This is a genomic window from Lysinibacillus sp. GW247-5R2A, assembly GCF_059424475.1.
Genome location: NZ_JBWKZL010000007.1, coordinates 68,816 through 92,449 on the forward strand (window position 1 = coordinate 68,816; position 23,634 = coordinate 92,449).

Here is a 23,634-nt window from a genome sequence, read left to right on the forward strand (position 1 = left end):
CAAAATTTAGTAAATTTAAGTATTTTAAATTATTTCACGAACTGTTCACAAAATAAATAGGTAAAAAGAATTATATTGTATGTCAAATACTTGACTGATACAATTAGATACTGAAAGGAAGATTATTGTATGAATACTATTTTAACTACTTTAAACGCAAAGTATATACACACAAATCTAGCATTGCGCTATTTAAAAGGTGCCGCTGCACCCGAATTCAATCCAATTATAGCAGAATATACAATTAAAGACCCTGCTTTTAATATTGTATCAGATTTGTTCCAAAAAAAACCTGATATCGTTGGATTTAGTTGTTATATTTGGAATATTGAAGAAACAATTCATGTTATTAAAATGTTAAAAACGGTCTGTCCAGATGTTAAAATTTTGCTTGGAGGTCCTGAGGTTTCTTACGATTCTCACCATTGGCTACGCCGTATACCTGAAGTAGATTTCATAGTGATGGGTGAAGGAGAAACTTCATTTAAGCAATTGTTACGTTATTTACACGGTGAAATATTACTGGAGGATGTCCCTGGAATTTGCTATTTGGAGGACGGTAAAGTTAAGATTCACGCTCAACCACCTAAAATAGATTTGCGTGATTTAGCGAGTCCGTTTCGCTTTGAAGAGGATCTTCCTCACCTTGGGAAACGTATTCAGTACATTGAAACAAGCAGAGGCTGTCCATTTAGCTGTCAATTCTGTTTATCTTCTATAGAGGTTGGTGTTCGATACTTTAACCGAGAAAAAATTAAGGAAGATATTCGTTTCTTAATGGATAATGGCGCTAGAACTATAAAATTCGTGGATCGAACGTTTAATATAAGCCGTAGCTACGCTATGGAAATGTTCCAGTTTTTAATTGATGAACATAAACCAGGTGTTGTATTCCAGTTTGAAATTACTGCCGATATTATGCGTCCGGAAGTTATCCAATTTTTAAATGACAATGCGCCGAGTGGTTTGTTCCGCTTCGAAATTGGTGTTCAGTCCACAAATGATTTAACCAATACACTTGTACAGCGTCGCCAAAACTTTGAAAAACTAAAGAGAACAGTGACAATGGTTAAAGATGGTGGAAAAATCGATCAACACTTAGACTTAATAGCAGGTTTGCCTGAAGAGGATTACGCAAGCTTCCGTCAAACCTTTAATGACGTTTTTGCCATGCGACCAGAAGAACTCCAGCTTGGTTTTTTAAAGCTTTTACGCGGTACAGGGCTTCGAGTGGAGGCTGAGAAGTTTGGTTATACTTACGTCGATCTAGCGCCTTATGAAATCTTTTCTAATAATGTCCTTACATTTGATGATATTGTTCGCATTAAACATGCAGAGGATGTTCTGGAGAAATACTGGAATGATCATCGTATGGATCATACAATCGAATATTTAGTAACCGAGGTCTTTGAAACACCATTTGACTTTTTCCAAAGCTTCGGTACGTATTGGGAAACTAAGGGATGGTCCCGTATTGGCCATCAATTAGAAGATTTATTCCGTCGTTTACTAATGTTCTTAGAAACTGTAGATGGTGCGAATTTAAACATTATACAAAGCTTAATGCAACTGGATTATCTAACAGCTCAGCAATTCCAGCCCCGTAAACTATGGTGGAAGGAACGCCCAACAATAGAGCAACAAAAAACAATCTACCAGACACTACGTGAAAATCCGGCTATCGCTGGTGAGGCTTTTGCAGACTTTAAACTTACTGAGAAAGAGCTGTTTAAGCATACTTTGGTAATCCCACATGCTCTCAATTATGATGATTTCTTAAATGGCAAAATTGTACAAAAAGATGGCTATCTTTTAACTTATTTCCGTCATGGTCAAGCGCCTTACTTTGCAACAATCCCCACACTTTAATAACATACGCTAGTCCTGTATGAACGATCAGGACTAGCTTTTTTTATGGTCTTAAACAATTCTTAAAGATGCACTGAAAAAGAAACGGGTAGCTGTTTTATATCGTTTCTGCCTTTTTAATCTATTAGTCAAGTATTCATAGCGATTCTAAAAAAATTTAGGGCAAATTTCTTAAAAACAAACAATCTATACGTTGAAAATATACCCACTTCAAATGTTCACATTCGGGAAAAACAATTTTAAATTTTCCGAAAATTTTGTGACAACTTACACATTTAGGCGTTTTAGTACAAATGGAGCCCTCTTATTCTATATCAGACACGTTTATTTATTTGTTTATTTTTATGTATTTTATATTGTATTGGAACTACCTATTTCATTCAATAGTTAATATTAAATTCCTAAAAATGTATAGAATTAGTATAGATGGTTTTTTAATGTATATACAGTTGTAATGACAACTTTCGACAATTTTATCTCTTTTTACCCCTATATAATAGAAGAAAGTCAATTACTATTAAATGCCCTCTCTAGCTATCGAAAAGAGAATACATTCGTGTATGACTGCTTCAATATGAATACACGCTCACACAGCTATGTAACTCCCAAAGTAGCTCCCAAACAAGTACATTATTACTTAACACGTTTGACGAAAAAAGGGGCAATCTCAAGATTACCCCTCAACAAATCCTTATATATCAATGTTCTGTGTGCGTTACCCAATTATTACGCGTTCCTTTGGATAATGGAATTTCGATTTCTTTCCACGTCCACCACCACCTAGTGTATACAGGAAGGAAATCAAACCAACCCGACCAATGAACATTAACATAATAATTATTACCTTGCCAATGACCGATAAATCTGAAGTTATTCCTAATGACATCCCACAAGTACCGAACGCAGAGGTGATTTCAAAAATAATTTGAATAAGAGAGGCATGAGGCTCTGTAATAAGCAAAATAATCGTTGCAATTAAAACCATGAAAAAGGCTAATAAAATGACAACGAAGGAGCGGAAAACATCAATTAAATGAATTTCTCGCCCGAACACTTGAATATCCTCTCTTCCTCTTGCAAATGTAATTAAAAATAAAATAGCTATGGCAAAAGTAGTTGTTCGAATTCCTCCCCCCACTGAACTTGGTGAGGAACCTATGAACATGAGAAAACTCATAAAAATATCTGTCGCCTCACTAAACGTCGTCACATCGTAAGTTGTCAGCCCAGCAGATCTCGTCGACACAGAATGGAACATCGCTGAAAAAAGCGCCTCATGCCAGGACATTTCCTTGAAAGAATGGAAAGATTCGAGAAGTAAAATGACTAGAGCACCAACAACAAATAAAATGGCATAAGTAGACGTAGTGATTTTTGTAAACAAGCTAAATCGAAAATTCGCATGACGTTTGAGTAAAAAAGTTTTTAGTTCAATTAAGACAGGGAAACCGATTGCCCCTAACACAATAAGTAACATTGTCACCAGCTGAACAAAATAATCATCATGGAATGGCAATAAGCTCATTCCCGTAATGTCAAATCCCCCATTGGTCGTAGCAGAAATTGAAGCAAATACTCCGTGTAAGAATGCTTCTTCTAACGTATCAAAATAATTGGTAAAATGTAGAGTTAAAATAAACGTACCTGCTACCTCAATACCAATTAAGATTTTTAAGATTTCACGTATTAATTTCACAACACCAGACAAATTGTACTGGTTGTGGTCAATCATAATTAACTGACGCTCACGCATCCCTATTTTTTTCCCGACTAAGAGCCACACAAAGGTACCCAGTGACATAATACCAATTGCGCCTAACTGTAAAATAACAAGAATCATCACAAGTCCAAATGTCGTATACGTTTCAGAAATATTAATAGTTGTTAAACCAGTAACACTTACTGCACTTACTGCCGTAAATAGACTATCTAAAAAGGAAACCTCTACCCCTTCTTGATGAACGCCTGGAAGCCGTAATAACAGGAAGGAAATCGCTATAGCTATAAAATAATAAGAAACAAGTACCTGAAATGGTGTGACAAGTCTATTGGAAGATTTTTTCCAAGGCACTTTAACAACCCCTCCTACATATGATGCCCAACTAGATAGATTATAGTATAGAAAAAATACAAGAAAAAAGAAAGAGGAATAGTTATTACTATACTTTTTGAGAATGAGACGATATCTGAACAAAAATGCATTTTTATTTTGGAGGTGAAATTTTGAATAAGTGGTTAAAGGCTTGGAGTATATTTATTTTTACAATCGGAGGATTATTAGTATTACTAATAATTGCGAGTGTTTTGCTTTTTTTGCATCTTAAAGCTAATTTACATCCAGATGAATCTGAAGAAGCAAAGGTACTTTTACAAACATACTATCCAACGATGACATACGAAATTTCTGGTGTTGAAGCAATTTGCAAAGAAAATTTCATATCTTCTATTGAGTATTTTCATTATGATTTACCTATCGAACATACACAGGTAAAGATTTTCTCACACTGCACAATGGGTTAAGGTCAAAAAAGCTCGAAGTATGTAGGTGGAGTGACTATGTAGAAGTTGATCGGAACGTAGGGTGTCGACTCCTATGGGAAAAGCGTCCTCCCGTAGTGGAGATTAAAGGCTATACTTTATAAATTAAAATCTCATAGAGAATGAAATACCAAAAGCCATCGATCATCATACGTTCGATGGCTTTCGACTACAGGCTGGATAATTCAATCTAAGCTATTTTTTATTTCGAACACCTACTAGATAGCCTACAAATGCTATGCCGAGTAGGACAATCCAGAATGTTAACTCCCATGCAGTGGAATGTGGGAATTCTGCAGGTAATATCCCTACTTTTTCATGGGCTAATGTTAGGACAACGAGCTTCACACCTACCCAGCCTACAATTAAAAATGCAGCTGTTTCAAGTGAAGGATAATCATTTAATACTTTGACAAACCATTGGGCAGCAAAACGCATCATAATAACCCCGATAAACCCACCAAGGAGCATGACGATAAATTGTCCACCATTAATGCCACCGATATCAAAATTCCCCAAATGAGGCAATGTGACAGCGATAGCTACTGCAGCCAACATGGAATCAATAGCAAATGCAATGTCTGCAGCTTCTACTTTGAGTACTGTTAACCAGAATCCAGAACCCTTTTTCCCAGTCTTTTCACTCGTCTCTTCTTCTTCATCATCTTTATGTTTACGTAAATCATAAATATTTTTAGCCGACATAAATAGCAGATAAGCTGCACCTACTGCTTGTATTTGCCAATAGTTTACTAAAACTGTAATGACAAAAAGAGCAGCGAATCGAAAAATCAGGGCGCCAAATAGTCCATAAAATAACGCCTTTTTTTGTTGTTCTTGCGGTAAATGTTTGACCATTACAGCCATTACTACTGCATTATCAGCTGCTAGTAATCCCTCTAATACAACTAGGACAATTAAAACCCAGCCATATTGTAATATTATTGCTTCCATTTATGCTAGTGCCTCCTCTAAGCTCGAAATACCCAAATGACTAGTTCCACTAAAGTACAAAAGAAAAAAACCCCTGCCATATGTAGGCAAAGGTCTCGCTAAGTAAATTAGTACCTTATTGGTACATCAATCTACACGTCATCAGTCATCATTTTACGCATAGAGCCATTCACTATCACATCCGATGGTTAAACCATGTCTTGACGAATGTGAAACCAGGTAAAATAATTACAAAACCTGTTAGCTACTCCCCTTTGACAAAGTGTCGAAGGTATCTTCTTTCAAACATTATAGCACTATCATTTACAGCTGACAAAAATATCTATATTGTTTTTTCATTACTTAATTTGTATCTGGTAGCTCTTATCTTCTTTATGCGCTAAATAAAAATCAATCATTCGCGGCATCGTCCGAATAAAATCAGGACATGTAATGCCACCTTTTTGTAAAATTTGCTGGGCTTCAGTCGTGTCGAATGTGGCATTCCATGTTAAATAATCTAATGTCTCCTGCTCCACCCCTAGCTTTCTCCGAATAAATGGAATTTGCAAGGATAGCTTTGCCCACGCAAACGGTAAACGTCCCTTCGGATAAGCATTCGTCACTAGTTTCACCATAGTACGATATACTTCCTGTACAGGGTGAGGATTCGGATCTGTTAAATGAAAGGTCTTGCCTTCAGCCTCTTGTTCTGATGCCAAAAAAGTTGAGGCATTTAATATATAGTCTACTGGTACTACATTGATCGTAGATGTAGATTGACCGATATAAGGAATTATAGGTAAACATTTTAAACGTTCTACTAAATTTAAAAAGAAATAGGGGCCATCAAACTTAATGGTTTCACCCGTTTCCGAATGTCCCCTCACAATGCCAGGTCTAATAATGGTTAATGGAATTTCGGATTTTAAATCTTCTACTCGGAGCTCAGCCTCATACTTTGTCTCTTCATAATAATTTTTAAATGCCATTGGTCGAATCAGTTCATTTTCACGCAGTACCCCCTCACGTGAACCCGCCACATAAGCCGTACTAAAGTACATATAGCGTTTTAAATGGGGTAAAGTGCGCACAAATTCATTCACCATTGTTGTCCCATGTACATTCACTTTCCAGGCAATATCACGTGGTACTGCTAAATCGTATATAGCAGCTAAATGCCAGAGCACTTCAATTTGAGGTACGATTTCTTCAATCACTTGATTATCTAAGCCGAGGTTCGGCAAGGTAATATCACCCTCAACGATACGAATCGAACCATTAGGAAACTCCTTTAATATTTTATTTTTCTCTCGATGAGCCTTAATGGTTTCACCAGCTAATACGATTGCTATAACCTGTTGTGTTTGTTTTTTTTGGAACAATGTCCTAATTAATTGACTTGAAATGAAACCAGGAAAACCAGTAAAAAAATGAACTTTCATCTCCCATTCCCCCTCGATTCTAACGCATCTTTCTTGTTTCCTTATCCACTAAACTATAAACAATCGGTACAATATATAGTGTTAATAACGTGGACGTCACAAGACCTCCAATCACTGCAATTCCCATCGGTTGATTCATCTCTGTTCCTTCCCCAATGCCAAGTGCAAGGGGAAGCAATCCTAAAATAGTCGTTAACGCGGTCATTAAGATTGGACGGAGACGATCCTGAGTAGCCAGTAAAATGGCTTCATACGCAGACATACCATTCGCTTTTTGCTGGTTAATATAATCTACTAAGACAATACCGTTATTTACAACAATCCCTACAAGCACTAAAATTCCGATTACAGATGTCACACCTATTAATGTATTTGTGGCAAACATGGCAATTGCAACACCTATGATCATTAATGGCACCGTAAACATAATGACAAACGGATATTTGAATGATTCAAATTGAGCAGCCATCACAATATAAACTAATATAATTGCCAGAATAACGGCTAATAGCATATCATCGATTGCACTATCATAAAGCTCTCGATCACCGCTAAATACAATTTGCGTAGTAGGTGATAAATGAGCACTCTCTATTGCTTTATCTACCTTTGCTGATATTCCGCCTAAAGATTCCTTCGTTTCATATTCAACAAAAAATGCCACTGCTGCAGCCTGCTCAGAACGTCGAATAGAGACGGGACCCTCTTCTATAGAAACGGTAGCAACATCCTCTAATTTCACAAACAAGCCCGCAGGAGAACGAAGCTGCATTGCTTTTAGTGAATCCACACTATCGTTGAAGGTCTGTCCGAAACCTGTGTAGACAGGCAACACAGCACCATCCTCTGCGATTAATTGGGACGTTAATTGCCCTCTTGTCATTTGATTGACAGACTGTGCAATTTGGGCTGGTACAAAACCATAATCTTTTGCATTCTCTCGATTGACTTCAATTTGAATTTCTTGAACCGTATTATCTAAATCTGTGGAAACTTTCGTCACTTCATCAATCGCTTGTAGCTCTTGTTGTACTTTATTAACAGCCTGTTGGAGCCTTCCTTCATCAGAGTCAGTTAATCTAAACGTTAAAGTATGTGGTGATGAGCCAGTTGCTGTCGATACATTAAATGTCAGTTCAGTCTTATCTTCTAACTCTCCCTGCAAATCTTGCTCTAATTCTTCGACAAATTCAAAAATTGAACGTTCTCTATCCGCTAAAGGCACTAGCTTTACATACATTTCTGCTTGATTCGGGCTTGTTTGTCCACGTGATTGAGATTGTTGTGTGCCACCAATTAAACTAACATAAACATCTACATCTTTTTCCTGCTTTAAACGGTCCTCGATCTTCCTAACAACCTTTTCAGTTTCAGATACAGCTACACCCTTTTCAAGATTGACGCTAATGGTTGTGAATCCTTCATCGGTAGGTGGTAAAAATTCAGTACCAATTCTAGTCAATCCGAATAATGATAGACCAAAGCAAGCTACTGTGAAAATTAGTATGAGCATACGATGCTTCAGAACCCAAACAATAGACGATTTGTATCGCTTATAAAATTGAGATTGACTACGCTGCTCGTAAAAGTTAATACTTTTCATTTTTAAAAGGCGACTCGCTAGCATCGGCACTACTGTAAGGGCAACTACTAAAGAGGCAATTAAACTAAATGAAATTGTGAGAGCAAATTCTGTGAAAATCTGTCCAATCAATCCTTCGATGAACATAACAGGAATAAAGACAGCTATTGTTGTTAGTGTTGAAGCTGTGATAGCAAGAGCAACTTCCCTTGTCCCTTCCTGTGCTGCTGTAATAGGATCTTTCCCTAGCCCTAAGTGTCTTTCAATATTTTCAATAACAACAATCGCATTATCCACTAGCATGCCAATACCCAAAGCTAGAGCACCTAAAGTCATAATATTGAGTGAAAAGTCAGCAAAAAACATCAATACAAATGTCACTATAACTGAATAGGGGATGGCGATACCAATAATGATAGGGCTCTTTACACTGCGTAAAAACACAAAAAGGACGAACATTGCAAACAATCCACCTAAAATTAAGGAAGAGCCGATATTACTAATAGCAACATCCACGTAGTTGCCCTGATCTACTAATATGTCTGCTGTTATTCCCCTGTATTGCTCTTTCTCTAGCAGATCATTTAAGGTTTGTTGAAACTCCTTTGACACTTCTGCAGTATTCGCACCCGATTCCTGTATGACAGACATAAGAACTGCTGCATGCTCATTGGCACGAGTTGTCGTTACTGATGGCTGTTCTGCCCTTTTAACAGAGCCGAGATGGCCAACTGTTAACGCTTCCCCTGTTAAAGGATTCACAGAAACAATTAAATCGGCTATTTCTTCAGGGGAGGTTAATGTACTAACAATCCGTGTTGTTAACATTTTTCCATCATCAGTTAAAACAGGTTCACCAGGAAGTGATACATTGTTCGCTTGAACGATTTGAATAATATCTGCCTGTGTTAAGCCTTTTTCGACCAGCTTTCCCTCATCTAATGTAATTTGTATTTCCTCTATCAGCTTCCCAGAAACATTCACACTGGCGACACCCTCTGTCCGGCGAAGCTCCTTTTCTAAATCCTCTGCTAACAAGCGCACATCAACGTTTTCATTTTCTGCGCGCAATGATAGCTGAATAATCGGAAATTGAGATGGATCAAATTTTAAAAAGCTTGGCTTGCCCGCATCATTGGGGAGAGGCGTCATATCAATTCTTTGTAAAATATCAAGTTGGACATCTTCTAGGTTGGTGGACCAATTGAATTCTAGGACGATTAAATTGCTTCCTTCTTGCGAGGTTGACTGTAGTTTCTTAATGCCTGGTAAGGTGGCTAGTGTTGCCTCTAAAGGCTTCGTTACCCTCTCATTCACCTCTGTTGGGCTTGCTCCAGGATAGGAGGTGACTACTACACCTATCGGAGGATTTAACTCCGGAATTAAAGTAATTGGTATTTTTAATAACGATACACCGCCTAATAAAATGACAAAAAGCATCGTTACAATTGTAAAGACCGGTCTTTTAATTGAAAAATTACTAATGTTCATATGATAAACTCCTTTTTCTACCTCTTCCTTTCTATGATAGCCGAAAAGGGGATTATTTTATAAATAGGCTAATTTTCTACCATCTAGCGTGGGGCAATCTTAAATTTCCTAATACTGTATATATTCTACAGTCGGTGTCAAATTTCCTTGCAAAAAAACACGAATCGCAAAATTGTCGATTCGTGTTTGACTATTAAAGAAGGCTATAAAGTTTAATGTTCTCGTTTTTATCGTTAAACCAACGCATGGCAAATTCATTTTCGAATAAAAACACAAGGCTGTCAAAACGGTCTTTCACCAGCATTGAACGACCAGAGGACATGGACTCTTTAACATCCTCTTCATTTTCAATCCATCGTGCAATTTTTGAACCAATCGGCTCCATTCTTACTTCCACATTGTATTCATTTTTCATACGATGTTCGAATACTTCAAATTGTAGTTGACCTACTGCTCCAAGAATAACTTCCTCTGTGTGCAGTGTTTTATAATATTGAATAGCACCTTCCTGTACTAATTGTAAAATACCTTTATGGAATTGCTTCGATTTCATTACGTTTTTAGCCGTTACACGGACAAATAATTCTGGTGTAAACTGTGGTAATTTTTCAAATTGGAATGTTTTCTTACCACCCACAACTGTGTCTCCAATTTGATAAGTCCCCGTGTCATATAACCCGATAATATCTCCAGCAACTGCTTCATCTACAGTCTCACGATCATCAGCTAGGAATTGTGTAGATTGCGTAACCTTAAAGGATTTGCCTGTACGAGACAATGTCATATTCATGCCACGCTCAAATTTACCAGAAACAATACGTACAAAGGCAATACGGTCACGGTGTGCAGGATTCATATTAGCTTGAATTTTGAATATGAATCCTGAAAATTCTTCTTGTTCAAGCGGATCAATAAACTGCTCATCTTCCGTAATTCTAGGCTGTGGGATTGGTGCAAATTGTAAGTAAGTTTCTAGGAATGTTTGTACCCCAAAGTTTGTTAAAGCTGAACCAAAGAATACTGGTGTTAATTCGCCACGACGAATTTTTTCCTCCGAATATTCATTACCAGCCTCGTCTAGTAGTAAAATATCGTCCATTGCTTGAGAATAATAAGAAGTGACTTTCATTGGATGTTCAACAGCAAGTTCACCATTTCCATCTATCGGTAGAAAGCGCTCTGTCTCATCCGTACGGAACTGCTCAATACGCTTATTGTAACGATCATAAATACCAAGAAACTCTTTCCCCATACCAATCGGCCAGTTCATTGGATACGCATTAATCCCTAGTACTTCCTCAAGCTCTTCAATTAGCTCAAGCGGCTCTTTCCCTTGGCGGTCTAATTTATTAATAAAAGTGAAAATCGGAATACCGCGCATTTTACAAACCTTAAATAGCTTTAATGTTTGTGCCTCAATCCCTTTAGCGGCATCCACAACCATGACAGCACTATCTACTGCCATTAGTGTACGATACGTATCTTCTGAGAAGTCTTGGTGCCCAGGGGTATCCAAGATGTTTACACGTGAGCCATTATAGTCAAACTGCATCACGGAAGAAGTTACGGAGATACCACGCTGCTTTTCGATTTCCATCCAGTCAGATGTTGCAAACTTACCTGATTTTTTTCCTTTTACTGTCCCTGCGTCACGAATGGCGCCACCAAAAAGTAGAAGCTTTTCTGTAATCGTCGTTTTCCCAGCATCAGGGTGACTGATAATGGCAAAAGTACGACGCGATTGTATATCTTTTTCTAAATTTGAATTCATCTCGTCATTCTCCTTTTTTCATACTTAATAATAATAAAAGAAGACTTGCCTTTCGTACAACCTTTTTACATGAAATCGCCAAAAAGAAAACCCTTTAGTACTATCTAAAAGGGTTTCCTAAGATCTTATATTCCATCAAACGAATTTCAATCGGCCAGCTTCTATTGCTATTTCTGCATCACTATGTGGAAATTTTGTATTTTCAATAATTTGATAATCCTCATGGCCTTTACCAGCAAAAATGATCATATCGCCTGGTTCAGCAACCTCAATGGCATGTCGGACTGCCTCTGCTCGATCCCCAATGCAAGCAAAATTGTCATGTAACATCCCTTTGGCCAAATCACCTGTAATACTATTATAGTCCTCATAGCGTGGGTCATCTGTTGTCAGAATGACATACTCTGCTGCCGACGCCTTCTCAGCCATTGCAGGACGTTTTGATTTATCGCGGTTACCACCTGTCCCAACTAAGAAAATAAGTTTGCCCTTTTTATACGGTTGTGCTGCTTCAATTGCTTTTTCAATGGCATCAGGTGTATGTGCATAATCAACAAACATTTGAACAGGTAGATCAGAGCATACTTTTTCCATACGACCTTTAACTGGTGGGAGTTGCTCGATTTGCTCAATAATGGCTTCCATAGTATAGCCACGACCATAAAATGCCACCATCGCTGCTAACACATTATAAATGTTAAATTCACCTAATAAATTCATTTTCACACGATAAATTCCTTCTGACATCTCCACATCAAAGGATGTCATATAATCGTGATATTCACAGTTAATGGCACGGAAATCTGCTGTTTCATTTTTTAAACCATATGTCCACACTGGAAATGGTGTCATAGCTGCATATCGCTCTGACCACGCATCATCGGCATTTAGCACAACAAATTTATTTTTTTCTAAATCTTGTCCAAGCTGGGAGAATAATAAACCTTTAGCATGGCCATATTCCTCCATCGTACCATGGAAATCAAGATGATCGTGCGTTAGATTTGTAAAAATAGCAACATCATAGTCAACACCTGCTAAACGTCCAAGTGCTAAGCCATGGGATGAAACCTCCATCGTCATTAAACGACAGCCTTCCATTTTTGCTCTAAAAATCATTTGTTGCGTCGATAACGCATCACTCGTTGTATTGGCAGATTCATATAGAATTCCATTTAAATTAAAGCCAATTGTGCCAGATAGGGCAGATTTTTCACCCATACCATGCATGATATTTTGAATAATACCCGTCACAGATGTTTTACCATTCGTTCCCGTTACCCCAATCATCGCTATATCTTTGGAAGGATAATCAAAAAACTTTGCGGCTAATAAGCCAACTGCACGGTCCGTGTCTTTCACAATTACTTGAGCAATAGTCTCACCTAATGGTAATTTTCGCTCCGTTACAACAATCGTAGCCCCGCCATCTACAGCCTTTTGAGCATAATCATGTCCATCCACTGTATAACCTTTAATACAAACAAACATACTATTTGGCTGTACACTTCTTGAATCCACTACGATATCAGTTACTTGGTCTGGCAACATGCCAATTATTTTTTTCAAAGGTAATGCACTTAACAATTCCTCTGCATACATTTCATAGTCCTCCAATCAATCTCTACACTCACGTCATCATTTTTGGTTATACGACAAAAAACGACAATATGAATTCCCCCACGATCTATTGAACTTATTTTACTACTTATTTCGTGATAAATAAAATGTCTCTGTGCTGTTTTTTCAACGAAAACGCTTTCATTTGAACAAAAAACGCGTTTTCTTCGAAATTTTCATAAATAATCACAAATCGGCATTTTTCGACACACCTAGGATGGGATTTTTGGGAACATTTTTCTATACAAAGGAGGGGGTTTTTTGAATGAGGGTATCTTCATTTGAAAAAAGATACCCCCATTTTACTATTTCATAATAGAGCGTACAATTTTTACCTTTTGATTATAGGGTGGAAAAAGTACATTCGTCTCAAGCTTAGAAGATTTCTTTAAAATGGATTTTGAATGTGTAAAGTTTTCAAAGCTCGCTTTACCATGATAGGCTTTCACACCTGAGGGACCAACACCTCCAAATGGTAAATGTAAGTTACCAACATGGGTAATAGTATCATTAATACATCCTCCACCGAATGGCAATTCCTCTAAAAAGTATTGAGTCGCTTTTTCGTGCTCTGAGAAGAAATATGCCGCTAGTGGTTTCGGCAATTGGCGAATTTGATGGATAGCTAGTGGTAAATCATTATACATCATAACAGGTAGGATAGGACCAAAAAGCTCTTCCTGCATCGATGGACTTGTCCACTTTACATATTCGATGATTGTTGGTTCAATATATAAATCATCTCGATCTATCCGCCCACCAAATGTTATAGCATCTCGCTCTTCCTTAATAATTTGCTGTAAACGATCAAACTGTCTAAGATTTACGATACGTCCGTAATCAGGGCTTTTTAATGGGTTCTTCCCATAAAAAGAACGTATTGTTTCTTTTAAAATTTTCATAAAGCGATCATACACATCTTTGTGAACAAGTAAATAATCTGGTGCCACACATGTTTGCCCAGTATTTGTAAATTTACCCCATACAATCCGCTTTGCTGCTACTTCTAGGTTCGCTGTTTGATCGACAATAGCTGGACTTTTCCCTCCAAGTTCTAAAGCAATAGGAGTTAATCGTTCTGCTGCTGCCTTAGCTACCACTTTGCCGACTGCAACACTTCCTGTAAAAAAGATATAGTCAAAGGAAGCATGGATTAAGGCAGTAACCTCATCTTTTTCCCCTTCCACTACACGTACATAGGACGGGTGGAATGTTTCTTCAATTACTTTTTTTACGATGGCTGCAGTGTGCACAGATGTTTCTGACGGTTTGACAATAGCTGTATTACCACCAACAATCGCACCTACCAATGGTTCCATGACCAATTGGAATGGGTAATTGAATGGTCCAATTATTAATGTAACACCATATGGTTCACGAACAATAAAGCTCTTACCCATCTGATATTGAATAGGTGTTTTGACAGCTTCTGGCTCCATCCATTCTTCCACATGCTTCACCATATGCGAAATACTATCTAAGACAATGCCAATTTCAGTTGCATAAGCTTCAAACTCACTTTTCCGAAGGTCTAAGTATAGGGCGTTCAGTATTTCCTTTTCATATTTCAAAATGGATTTCTTTAGTTTTTTTAATTGCTCTTTTCGAAACTTGACACTTTTAGTGGCACGAGAAAAATAAAATTGACGCTGCTCTGTTATCATATTTTCCACATCTTGAGACGTAAAATTCATCAATAAAGCACCCCTTTTTCAAAAATGGCATACATAGTTTTTTCATTTCGAAACAAACTATCATTGTCTATACGATACAACATCAGGAGGGAAAAATCCTCTTTCTACATCAGGGAGGATGAAATTTGAGTATGTAAAATGTTTTAGTTTTTTTATCTCGGGAAATATACAACTACATATTAATTAAAACGGGGGCGTAGATGAATGACAACAACAACGACATGGTGGGAGTCTATTTTTTCAGGACCATTATCGCATGGGATTTGTGAAGAAAAATTAATGCTTTTACAAGATGAGGCTTTCTTATATCTTTCTTCAGCACCGGTAGAAACAGAAGAAGATCTTGAAGTAAATTAAAAGAAAGCGCATTATAGGGTGCCCCTATAATGCGCTTTTATCATATTTAATTAGCAATTAATACTCGTTGCAACTGCTTTAACTCTGCTTCCAATCTGTTGATTGCTTCTTCTTCGATGGCAAAGCCTCCTTCATCCAGACGAATAATTTGTTTATCCACAATATAAACTGAGTGTGATATTGTGGTCGCCCCGAGTACAGCCAAAACGGGCTTTAATGCATACTCTAATGCTAATAAATGACCAATAGAACCTCCAACAGCAATAGGTAGTATAATCTTGTCATGCAGAGCTTTCTGGGGTAGTACATCTAAATAAGTCTTCAATATCCCTGTAAAGGATGCTTTGTATATTGGGGTTAAAATGATCACTATTTGTGCTTCCTCGACCCATTTATTCTCTAGTTGGATACTTTCACTCCCAAAATTGGCTGTCATTAAATCTTTTGCTGGTAGCTCATGAACATAATTAGAATGGACTCCTACTCCTTGTGCCAGTAGATAATTTACAACCTTTTCATGAATTGCCGTAACTCTAGAGCTTTTCGAGTTACTTCCATTAATAATTACTGCTTTTGTCATTTCCCCACTCCTTTTATTTTTTTAAGCCATTAAAAAAGCTCCTATTTTACAATCAAACGGAAACCGCCTTGTAAAATAGAAGCCTCTAGATGCCTAGTCAACTTTAAAACCAAGTATTCTTATAAAATTAATCTAACATATATTTCTTTAAAGTCAATAGCTTTTTTATTGGTGAATGGCTTTTCCAAAAACGGCCTTGGCTGCATCTCCAATATGCTCACAGACAGTCGGATGTGGGAAGATCATTTGTGCTAATGAAAGAGCTGTACCACCTGCATTTTTTGCCGCCAATATCGCATTCAGCATTTCTGTTGCACCATTTCCAACAACACAAGCACCTAGAATTTGACCGCTACCCTTTTCTGTAATTAGCTTCACAAAGCCTTCTGTATTCCCTTCCATTAAACCTTTTGGATTTGTCTTTAAAGGCATTTTTGTCATCGTGTAAGGTACTTTTACTTGCTCTTCTAATAAACCAAATGTGGCAATCTCAGGATGTGTATAGACACAACGTGGGATAGATGCTTGGTCAATTGATGATGGTTGATTACCCACAATATAATCTACAGCATAGATTCCTTCTGCACTCGCTGAATGTGCTAGCTGATAACCACCGACCAAATCACCAATTGCATACAGATGGGGCTGACTCGTCTGTAAATGCTCATTGACGGCAATTAAACGTCCTTCAAATGCTAGCCCTAAATGCTGGGCGATCTCTGTATTAGGACGACGCCCTGTGGCAAATAGAAGATTTTCATATGTATATGTACCTTTAGTTGTATGAATAGTATGGCCTTCAAATTTTTCAAATTGGAAATCTGTTACAAGTTCAATACCAAGTTTCTTCATCTTTTCTCGAATAAGAGGTCTTGATTCTGGTTCTTCCGTTTGTAAAATATCCGTACTATGATTAAGCATGGTAATTTTCGTTCCTAAAGGTGCTAAACTAAAGGCCATTTCTACTGCAATGACACCCCCACCAATAATCGTTAACTGTGCTGGTAGCTCTTTAAGATTGAAAAACGTATCTGTTGTATAGTAAGTAGCAGTCTCTAAACCTTCAAATGGCGGGATAAATGGATGACTGCCTGTTGCCAATATAATATCCGTTGCTGTCAAAGTTTCATTTCCAACTGTTATTAGCAAGTTTTTAGTTAATGTGGCTTCACCACGATATAAAGTTATATCGTGGTTGATGATATAGTGCTCAATATTTGTTAGAAGCTCTTGAATAATTGTATCTTTTCTTTGCATCAATCGAGGAAAATTTATTCGCACATTGTCCGATTCGATTCCCCAATTTTTCCCTTGATTGATTGCCTGTACTAGTTTACTATGCTCCAATAAAATTTTAGATGGAATGCAGCCGACATTATAGCAGGCTCCTCCTAATTTATCTCGTTCAATCAACGCAACTCTTTTGCCATTTTTCGCCGCATGAATGGCCGCTACATAACCTCCTGGCCCTGCGCCAATAATCGCTATATCAAAATTTTCCATATTCCTCACCTCATGTAACACCTTATCATTTGGAAAAATTGAATGCAATATTATCAGGAATGTCTTAGAGAGGGTTTTTAAAAGAAATGCCCATAAAGTAGAATAATTCGAAAAGCTTAAAAATGACAATAACAAAAGCCATCGAGAGAAAGAACTTCTCGATAGCTTTTGTCCACAATCTAAGCCTTATACGTTTATATTTTCCTATGCTTAATAAATATTGCGTTGCCAAAATCTTTGTTGTGCGATCGCGCCTACAAATTTTTTAGCAAAATCCTTATTACCAGTTGCTAAAACAATGCCTGGTCCCACATTCGCATTAGACATATTGAAAAACGTTGTACCTGTAACAGCAAACCCAATAGGTTTATAGTGGCGATATGCCTCATTAATATAATTCACGATATGTGTATTAAATTTAGCTTGATTACTTGCCTTTACCCCTACCACATATAACGAGTCAAATAAAACGGCATCGGTTGTAATAAATGTGTCGGTTGCCGTTAATTGAACACCATTATTCCCTGTCACAACACCTAGCCGATCAGAAATAATGCTGTAACGCACACCTTGCCTTGTTAAATATTTCAATACTTCCCCTACCTCATTGGCATCGAATCCATCACCAATTAAAACACCTACCTTAAGCGTATAAGGCAATTTAATGGTATTGGCTTGACTAAGTGCAGGTGAAGAGGCTGTTACCTTGGACTGTTCCCCACTAGGAGGGTTAACACCAACATTTTCAGCAACAGTTGTAGCCATTGCTTTATCCACACGAACAAACATATCCACAACTTGTTGTCGCACCGATTTACTTTTTACTTTTCCAACCTCAAAGCTAAAAGCATCTATAATATGTTGTTTTTCAGGTGGGGACATACTGTTCCAAAAGAGCCGAGCTTGCGAAAAGTGATCGTCAAAGGATTTACTACGTGCTCTTGTGATCCGCCCTTCAACCTTTTCTTCATAATGAACGTATCCCCCTTCCCTTGCAGTAGATGTTGCAGGCGTATTATTGGCCAATGAATTTTTATGATAGCTTACTCTACCAAGATTAATTGCCTGTCGACTAAAACCATTCCGTTGATTATTATGCACAGGACAAAGAGGGCGATTAATAGGGATTTCCGCAAAGTTTGGCCCCCCGAGACGAATTAATTGTGTATCTAAATAGGAGAAGAGTCGACCTTGTAACAGTGGATCATTAGTAAAATCAATGCCTGGTACAACATTCCCTGGGTGGAAGGCAACTTGCTCCGTTTCAGCAAATACATTATCCACATTACGATTCAAGGTCATTTTCCCAATTTTCTTTACGGGTATTAATTCTTCTGGCCAAAGCTTAGTGGCATCTAAAATATCAAAATCAAATTTAAATTCGTCTTCTGGTTCAAGTATTTGTACCCCTAACTCAAACTCTGGATAATCACCAATTTCAATGGCCTCCCATAAATCCCGTCGCTGAAAATCTGTGTCTTTCCCTGCAATTATCTGTGCTTCATCCCAAACTAGTGAATGCACACCTAGTACAGGCTTCCAATGAAACTTCACAAATCTAGATCGTCCTCTGTCATTAACAAAACGGAATGTATGCACCCCGAAACCTTCCATCATACGGAAGCTTCTAGGTATTGTTCGATCAGACATATGCCACATAATCATATGTGCTATCTCTTGATTGTTCGCAACGAAATCCCAAAACGTATCATGGGCAGAGGCTGCTTGCGGCATCTCATTATGGGGCTCTGGCTTTACAGCATGAATTAAATCTGGAAATTTAATAGCATCCTGAATAAAAAAGACTGGAATATTATTGCCTACTAAATCATAATTTCCTTCATCCGTGTAAAATTTTGTTGCAAACCCCCGTACATCACGAGCTGTGTCCATCGAGCCTAAACTACCTACTACTGTCGAGAATCTAACAAACACTGGTGTTTTCTTTTTTGGGTCTTGCAAAAATTTCGCCTTCGTATACTCTCTCATTGACTCATATAATTCGAATTCACCATGCGCTGCAAATCCTCTAGCATGCACGACTCTTTCTGGAATTCGTTCGTGGTCAAAATGTGTAATTTTTTCTCGAAGGTGAAAATCCTCCATAATTGTTGGTCCGCGGACTCCTGCTTTTAAGGAATCCTCATCGTTCGACACTCTAAGGCCCTGATTCGTCGTCATTTTTGTGCCTTCGTTCTCTACACGAAATGGCTCTAGTTGCTGATCCTTGGCATTATCCTCTATATTTTTGCGTTGATTCGAATTTGGCTTATCCACGCAATCCCCTTTCATACTATTACTGATTTCGCTCAATAGACACTATATGTTTGTTTGGAATAAACATGCATTTATTTGACAATCTATCTCCGCTAAAGTAAAAAGTAGGTTCCCTATTTAACATAAAGAACCTACCAATCTTAAAATATGTATCGTATCATTTCATGTATGTTACAGTAGGGGTTGTCACGGCTCTCCGTACTACGAAGAGCCATCATGTCCGTACAATTTTTAATCGCTACCTCATGTCGTAATGCAATAGGGGCAATAAGAGACTCATCTGCCTTATGACGGAAATATCGACTCACACCAAGATGTTGTTCCATTTTGTCATTTAAGACAGCTCTTGGATATTTTTCCGAGCTATCCACTTCTTCAAAATGCAAAAGTAACCACAATTCAAAAGCTTCATTTGAATAAGCAATATGAATCCCTTTTTCCTCACAAAATTGATTTACTTCCTCCAATTGCTTTTCAGTTAAATCATCCTTATCAAAAACAATCCAGACCTCGTCAAAATATTGATAACTTGAATCCCGATAAGCATGTTGAGCAAGCTTAATTGCAGAACGTTTAACGTTTTTTATTTTCACACTCACCATTTTAGAGCGCTTCAAAATACGTAGCTGCTCAAAATAAATACGTTCCGTTTCACCTTCACAATAAATTAAAATAGTTTTCCGCAGTGTTCGGTTTCCTTGTTGTCGTACTCTCACTGCTCAGATACCTCCGTTTCATCTAAATATTGTTCAGATAAATATTCATTAATAACGGGTGTTGCGCCAAATTCTCCTTTTAAATAACGTTTTGCATATGAAAGGTCGCCACGCTTTTTTTTCAAGTCTGCAAAATCAAATAAAGAATAAAGCTCAGATTCATTTTTAAAGGTTTTATTAACAAACCAAATTTGATCGGACCGCAATGGCTGATCCAATAATTCTATTTCATGACTCGTCACGACAAATTGATTACTCGTATTGCGTTTACTATTCATGATTGCCATTAGAAATTCACAAATTGACACATGAAAAGCTGTATCAAATTCATCAATAAAAATAGTTTTTCCTTTATTATAAGCATCTACCATCACACAAGCTAAATGCAACATGCGCACAGTACCTTTAGAATCCATCGTCCAATTGATCGTCTCTGTCCCGATGGGAGCACCTGCTTCATCGAATGATAAATAATGCAGATCGATATCAACTTCTTGAATGATCTCAGGGGTGTCAAATTCGTAGCCAATGGTATTTTTTTCTCTGCGTTCCACACGTCTTGCTGTGACATCTTGAATCGAAAAATCGGCAATTTTAAGAAGTTTGATGACTTCTTTTTTAAAAGGCTCTTCTTCAAGTTTACGAATAAGGGGATGACTTGATAACCGATTCGCTTCATCGAGAAACAGGATTTTATGTAAAAACCAATCGAATACCTTTAACGCATCTGAATCGTTAAAAACATGGAGCACTGATAAAAAGGCTGTATTATTACGTGTATATTTTGTTAATTCCTGTGCCGTCGAATGAGCTGTGTCATACGAATAGTCCACACCATCCCAACGTCGGACAAAAATCTCTTCCTTCAAATTATTCGTTGTCTTGTGAAGGCGCTCATATAAAACTAAGGAAGCATTGTACTGAATTTCATAATCATACAGAGCTCCGTCCAAAAATAGGGAAATCATAAATTCTGTTGGTTTGCCCTGCTGACCTCCTAGCTTAAATGGTTGATAAGGTAGACGTAACTGTTTAATATTGTTTAAATTCTCAAAGTTAAAAAGTAAGGACCGCAAAACCTTAATTGCGGTAAAAAGATTGGATTTACCACTTCCATTTGGCCCAAAAATAAATGCACTTTTCACTACACGTAGTGAATCATCCAATTGCATGGTATGGGTATCCTTCCATTTTCTTAGACGACTTCCCGCTACCATTGAAAATAATGTATCCTCTTTATAGCTTAGACAATTGTTTACTCTAAAATCTACAAGCATATGTAAGCCTCCGTCCACATCCATTTCTTTAATGAATTATTATACTATAGACATAGAAAAAGACATATTACACAGTGTAATATGCCAAATCCTCTATTTCGTTAAATTTCCGCTAATTTATCGACTTGTAAAGCATTCAGCGTACGTTCAATTCCCTCTGCAAAAGAAATTTTGGGCCTCCAACCAATTGCATTAGCTAATTTGTCATTATTTAAAAATGAATGTTCAATATCTCCTTCTCGCGCGGGGGCATATTGAATTTCAAGAGGATGATTTAAATGCTGAAGTAGCAAAATAACTTGATGAAGTGACCATGCTTCATTTGTGGACACATTATAGATACCCTGCAATCGTGCATGGACACCAGCATAAATGGCGTCTGCAATATCATCGACGTAAATAAAATCACGTGTCTGTTCACCATCACCATAAATCGTAAAGGGTTTTCCCTCCATACTGCTTTTTAACATGCTTGGGATGACAGCAGCTTCACCTTGCATTTGTTGTCTTGGACCGAAAACATTGGCGAATCTATAAATAAGAATAGGTAACCGATAATCCTTTTGCCATTTCTCACAATAGGTTTCTCCAATGCTCTTGTTTAATCCATACATAGATATTGGTTCACAGACATCTGTTTCTTCTAGTGGCGGATAGTGACTATTTCCATACACAGCAGCTGAGGAGGCAAAAACAAAGTGCTTTACCTTATATTTAGATGATAAAAAGAGCATTTGACTTAGCCCAACAATATTCGTCAAAATATCCTTTACTGGCTCCTGTAAGGATTGTTGAACACTTGTTTGCGCTGCACAATGAATCACCACATCGAAATGTGTCTCTTTAAAAAGGTGCTCACAAACCTCATCTTCCACATTTAAAAGATAAGATTTATGCTCAAAGTCAACATTTCGTAAGTGACCCGTACTTAAATTATCAATAATATAAACCGATGCTCCTTCTTCAAAAAAACGCCTACCTACTGCACTGCCAATAAAACCATAGCCACCTGTCACTAATACATTCATCCTATCGCCCCCAAAAACAATATGATGATTTATATGCAGTATTTGCTAAAAATATGCAAGAAACTTATTCGGTGGGATTTTTTTACAAAATATCAATACTAGACTATATTATAAGCACATCCCTATTTAGAGACATATAAAAAGCATGCTTGAAAATTACTTCAAGCATGCAAGGAAAAATCTCTTTATTAAGCTGGGTTAATTTCTAACTCAACTGATACTTTAATATCTTTACCTACAAGTACTCCACCCGTTTCTAAGGCAGCATTCCAAGTTAAACCAAAGTCTTCACGATTGATCGTTGTTTCCGCTTCAAAACCATATACTTCTTGCCCCCATGGATTTGTACCTTTACCGTTAAACTCCGTATCAAATGTTACTGATTTTGTTACACCTTTAATTGTTAAGTCACCTGTTACTGAATATTCATCGCTAGATTTTTTTGTAATATTTGTTGATTTAAACGTAATGGTTGGATATTGTTCAGCATCAAAGAAATCTGCTGCTTTTAAATGGTTATCACGATCTTCACTACGTGTATTAATGCTTGCTGGGTCAATTGTAAAGCTGATGTTAGCAGTAGTTAAGTCTGCAAGATCTGCCGCCTCAATGTCCGCTGTGTATTTGTCAAATACACCTTTCACTTTTGATACCATCATGTGTTTTACTTGAAAGTTAATTGCTGAGTGCCCTAAATCAATATTCCATTTTGCCATTTTAAATTTCCTCCAATAAGTTGATTTTATCTCGATTTCGAGATATATTTTAAAATATGAAGCAACTACTGTAATTATGTTACCCAACATTATTTAGGATAAACATTTGTAGTTACTTATCTTTTTTTACCACTTTAGCTATAAAAAGCATTTGATTACTTTATGTAACTTACTATATATTAATAATTTAATTACGTCAAGTAATTAAATTATTTTTTTATTAAATGTTCATGTTGA

General features: G+C 37.2%; 17 protein-coding genes. 3 read left to right on the forward strand and 14 right to left on the reverse strand.

The window, feature by feature from the left end; all coding sequences use genetic code 11:
- Window positions 1–129 precede the first annotated feature (129 nt).
- Complete coding sequence (locus tag AC07YC_RS12120) at window positions 130–1,869, forward strand: B12-binding domain-containing radical SAM protein (protein WP_494919509.1); 1,740 nt, start codon at window positions 130–132, stop codon at window positions 1,867–1,869.
- 715 nt (window positions 1,870–2,584) lie between these two features.
- On the opposite strand, the gene AC07YC_RS12125 is transcribed toward AC07YC_RS12120, so the two are convergent.
- On the reverse strand, window positions 2,585–3,940 hold the full coding sequence (locus AC07YC_RS12125; protein ID WP_494919511.1) for a TrkH family potassium uptake protein: 1,356 nt from the start codon (window positions 3,938–3,940) through the stop codon (window positions 2,585–2,587).
- Window positions 3,941–4,092: 152 nt separating this feature from the next.
- Here AC07YC_RS12125 and AC07YC_RS12130 point away from each other — a divergent pair, with 152 nt between their 5' ends.
- Window positions 4,093–4,389, forward strand: coding sequence for a hypothetical protein (locus AC07YC_RS12130; protein WP_494919512.1), 297 nt, complete (start codon window positions 4,093–4,095; stop codon window positions 4,387–4,389).
- A 213-nt stretch (window positions 4,390–4,602) separates the two neighbouring features.
- Here AC07YC_RS12130 and AC07YC_RS12135 read toward each other — a convergent pair whose 3' ends face one another.
- From AC07YC_RS12135 to AC07YC_RS12160, 6 genes are all read right to left on the reverse strand, one after another.
- Complete coding sequence (locus tag AC07YC_RS12135) at window positions 4,603–5,361, reverse strand: TerC family protein (protein WP_036123499.1); 759 nt, start codon at window positions 5,359–5,361, stop codon at window positions 4,603–4,605.
- 338 nt (window positions 5,362–5,699) lie between these two features.
- Entirely contained in the window at window positions 5,700–6,785 is a 1,086-nt protein-coding gene (locus AC07YC_RS12140; RefSeq protein ID WP_494919513.1) for an SDR family oxidoreductase, read from the reverse strand.
- A 19-nt stretch (window positions 6,786–6,804) separates the two neighbouring features.
- Complete coding sequence (locus tag AC07YC_RS12145; protein ID WP_494919515.1) at window positions 6,805–9,858, reverse strand: efflux RND transporter permease subunit; 3,054 nt, start codon at window positions 9,856–9,858, stop codon at window positions 6,805–6,807.
- Between the two features lie 193 nt (window positions 9,859–10,051).
- Entirely contained in the window at window positions 10,052–11,629 is a 1,578-nt protein-coding gene (locus AC07YC_RS12150; RefSeq protein ID WP_336636269.1) for a peptide chain release factor 3, read from the reverse strand.
- Between the two features lie 135 nt (window positions 11,630–11,764).
- Window positions 11,765–13,231 (reverse strand): UDP-N-acetylmuramoyl-L-alanyl-D-glutamate--2,6-diaminopimelate ligase, encoded by a 1,467-nt coding sequence (locus tag AC07YC_RS12155; RefSeq protein WP_336636268.1) that lies wholly within the window; start codon window positions 13,229–13,231, stop codon window positions 11,765–11,767.
- Window positions 13,232–13,554: 323 nt separating this feature from the next.
- On the reverse strand, window positions 13,555–14,943 hold the full coding sequence (locus tag AC07YC_RS12160) for an aldehyde dehydrogenase (protein WP_150908090.1): 1,389 nt from the start codon (window positions 14,941–14,943) through the stop codon (window positions 13,555–13,557).
- A 204-nt stretch (window positions 14,944–15,147) separates the two neighbouring features.
- Between AC07YC_RS12160 and AC07YC_RS12165 the strand changes: the two genes are divergently transcribed.
- Window positions 15,148–15,300, forward strand: a complete 153-nt coding sequence (locus AC07YC_RS12165; protein WP_336636267.1) for a hypothetical protein — start codon at window positions 15,148–15,150, stop codon at window positions 15,298–15,300.
- A gap of 46 nt (window positions 15,301–15,346) precedes the next feature.
- Here AC07YC_RS12165 and ssuE read toward each other — a convergent pair whose 3' ends face one another.
- The 7 genes from ssuE to AC07YC_RS12200 form a co-directional block, all read right to left on the reverse strand.
- Entirely contained in the window at window positions 15,347–15,880 is a 534-nt protein-coding gene (gene ssuE, locus AC07YC_RS12170) for an NADPH-dependent FMN reductase (protein ID WP_494919518.1), read from the reverse strand.
- Window positions 15,881–16,045: 165 nt separating this feature from the next.
- Window positions 16,046–17,383 (reverse strand): dihydrolipoyl dehydrogenase, encoded by a 1,338-nt coding sequence (gene lpdA / locus AC07YC_RS12175; RefSeq protein WP_494919519.1) that lies wholly within the window; start codon window positions 17,381–17,383, stop codon window positions 16,046–16,048.
- Window positions 17,384–17,593: 210 nt separating this feature from the next.
- Window positions 17,594–19,675 carry a catalase gene (locus tag AC07YC_RS12180; RefSeq protein WP_336636264.1) on the reverse strand — a complete coding sequence of 694 codons (2,082 nt, stop codon included), beginning with the start codon at window positions 19,673–19,675 and terminating at the stop codon, window positions 17,594–17,596.
- 125 nt (window positions 19,676–19,800) lie between these two features.
- Window positions 19,801–20,376 carry an RloB family protein gene (locus AC07YC_RS12185; protein ID WP_089987213.1) on the reverse strand — a complete coding sequence of 192 codons (576 nt, stop codon included), beginning with the start codon at window positions 20,374–20,376 and terminating at the stop codon, window positions 19,801–19,803.
- The gene (locus AC07YC_RS12190; protein ID WP_494919520.1) at window positions 20,373–21,653 is read right to left on the reverse strand and encodes an AAA family ATPase; all 1,281 of its coding nucleotides are present in this window, start codon (window positions 21,651–21,653) and stop codon (window positions 20,373–20,375) included. The genes AC07YC_RS12185 and AC07YC_RS12190 overlap by 4 nt, the downstream gene beginning before the upstream one ends.
- Before the next feature lie 101 nt (window positions 21,654–21,754).
- Window positions 21,755–22,681, reverse strand: coding sequence for an NAD-dependent epimerase/dehydratase family protein (locus AC07YC_RS12195; RefSeq protein WP_008174188.1), 927 nt, complete (start codon window positions 22,679–22,681; stop codon window positions 21,755–21,757).
- Between the two features lie 188 nt (window positions 22,682–22,869).
- Window positions 22,870–23,397 carry a YceI family protein gene (locus AC07YC_RS12200; RefSeq protein ID WP_036123473.1) on the reverse strand — a complete coding sequence of 176 codons (528 nt, stop codon included), beginning with the start codon at window positions 23,395–23,397 and terminating at the stop codon, window positions 22,870–22,872.
- Window positions 23,398–23,634: the final 237 nt, after the last annotated feature.